General features: G+C 60.4%; 2 protein-coding genes and 1 pseudogene. 1 reads left to right on the plus strand and 2 read right to left on the minus strand.

Annotation, left to right across the window (positions count from 1 at the left end; translation table 11 throughout):
* Nucleotides 1–454 precede the first annotated feature (454 nt).
* Both EI28_RS15060 and EI28_RS15065 read right to left on the minus strand, forming a co-directional pair.
* Entirely contained in the window at nt 455–703 is a 249-nt protein-coding gene (locus tag EI28_RS15060) for a hypothetical protein (RefSeq protein ID WP_231476808.1), read from the minus strand.
* An 8-nt stretch (nt 704–711) separates the two neighbouring features.
* A pseudogene (locus EI28_RS15065) lies at nt 712–1,095 on the minus strand (tetratricopeptide repeat protein); the annotation flags it as partial.
* Nucleotides 1,096–1,178: 83 nt separating this feature from the next.
* On the opposite strand from EI28_RS15065, the gene EI28_RS12015 reads away from it, so the two are divergent.
* Complete coding sequence (locus EI28_RS12015) at nt 1,179–1,685, plus strand: flavodoxin domain-containing protein (protein ID WP_048115129.1); 507 nt, start codon at nt 1,179–1,181, stop codon at nt 1,683–1,685.
* Nucleotides 1,686–2,044 lie beyond the last annotated feature (359 nt).

The following is a 2,044-nucleotide window of genomic DNA, read 5'->3' on the forward strand; positions in this document are numbered from 1 at the left end:
AWCGGTGCTCACGCTCACTGCGTTCGCGCCTCGCACCTTCGGTGCTCACGCTCACTGCGTTCGCGCCTCGCACCTTCGGTGCTCACGCTCACTGCGTTCGCGCCTCGCACCTATCGGTGCTCAAGCTCGCTGCGCTCGCGCCTCGCACCTTCGGTGCTCACGCTCACTGCGTTCGCGCCTCGCACCTTCGGTGCTCACGCTCACTGCGTTCGCGCCTCGCACCTTCGGTGCTCGAACTCCACTCCTAGCGGAGTGTCGTTCCCCCAACGGCGATATCCCCTTGAAATCCGTGCCAACATCTGTCAGAGCCGGAGAAAGTTGCTGCTACAATCCCCACCTCGCCCGGCCTCCGGCCTCCTCATTCGCACCTGCGGTGCTCAAACTCCGCTTCAGAAGAGCCTTGTGTCTTACGCGAGATAGATAAAAAAATAGATCGGGGGTAAACCGCCCGCGTTCACCGCCGCTGAACCGCCGGCCTCTCCGCCCTGCGGGCGAGTTCGCAAAGCAGCATCCGCGCGAGCCCGACATTGCCGTAGTCCCGTTCCTCGGCCACGTCGCGGATGCAGGCCGGCACCTCAATGACCCGCTCGGCCTCCCGGATCTCAGACGCGAGCGCCGCGAGATCCCGTCTCTCCCGCATCCGGTCCCGGTGCCAGGCCGCCGACCCCCGTTCCGGTCGATCGAGAGAACCGCCTCGTAGCATTCTGTCGCCTCGTCGTAACGGCACATCGCCCCGAGCACCCAGCCCCGGCTCTGCCAGGCGAGAATGTGCTCCGGGTCGAGCCTGAGCGCCTTATCGCAGCAGGCGACCGCACTTTCATGCTCCCCGAGGTGCGCGAGAGCGTAGCCCTTCCGCTGCCAGGCCGTCGCATCTTCGGGATCTGCGGCAAGCGCCCGGTCAAAACAGGCGGCAGCCTCGTCGTAGCGGCCGGCCTTGATGAGCGCAAACCCCTTCCTCTTCCAGAGAACAGGATCGTCGGGAGAGAGTTCAAGTGCCTTATCGTAACAGACGACCGCATCGTTGAAACAGCTGGTGGTGCAGAGAGCCTGACCTCTGTGATACCATCTTCCGGCATTCTCATCTCTAGTCGCCATCGGAACCTAAGAGGGAACCAAACCCATAAGAACGTAACCTGACCCGCAACGAATAAGACCAATCGAACGAGAAATAATTGTTTATGGCAGAGAGGATTCTTGTTGCCTACGCCACCCGCTACGGCTCTACCGCAGAAGTGGCGGAGGCGATCGGCGACGAACTCCAGAAGGTCGGTGCAGAGGTCGATGTAAGGCCGGTGGACGAAATCCAGGATCTCTCCCCGTACCGGGCCGCCGTCATCGGGAGCCCGATATACATGGGGAAATGGCTCCCGGAACCGCAGGTCTTCATCGAAAAGAACCAGCAGAGCCTGCGCACCATCCCTGTCGCCTACTTCTCCGTGGGGCTCACGGTCACGGACAGAAGCCCCGAGATCCTCAGGAACGCGGAAGCGTCCATGGACGCGGTCAGGCTGCTCGTCAACCCGGTGGAAGTCGGTATCTTTCCGGGCAAACTGGAGAACAGCGGCCTGTCCTTCACCGACCGCACCATCATCAAGATGATCCGGGCAAAGACCGGAGACTTCCGCGACTGGGGAGCCGTCCGCGCCTGGGCGCAGGCGGTGTACCGGAAGATCGCAGCGGCGTGACCGAACGTCAAACCGTTTTCACCGGCGACGGATGCGTGCAACCTCCTTCTTCTTACGATACGAGATGCAATGTGCCGACCTTCCGGGAAGAACGGGGGATTGTGATAACAGCGTAAAAATAAAAGGGACATGTAACCCAATCTCGTGGTGAGATAGATATATATACACCTATTCCGTATCACTGCACACCATGACCCGGATCAGGTGCTATCCAGTTCCAATATCCCATAGCAGTCTCATAACGTGCCCCAAACCACCCGGGCACCGAAGGATCAGAAAGATCCTTGCATGCTTCATTGCATTCTGCCTCATCTGCGGGATAGGGCAGGCGTATAGTCTTGAGAATGCCACATCAGAGG

This window comes from Methanoculleus sp. MH98A, from assembly GCF_000691865.1.
In the GTDB taxonomy this organism is placed as follows: Archaea; Halobacteriota; Methanomicrobia; order Methanomicrobiales; family Methanoculleaceae; genus Methanoculleus.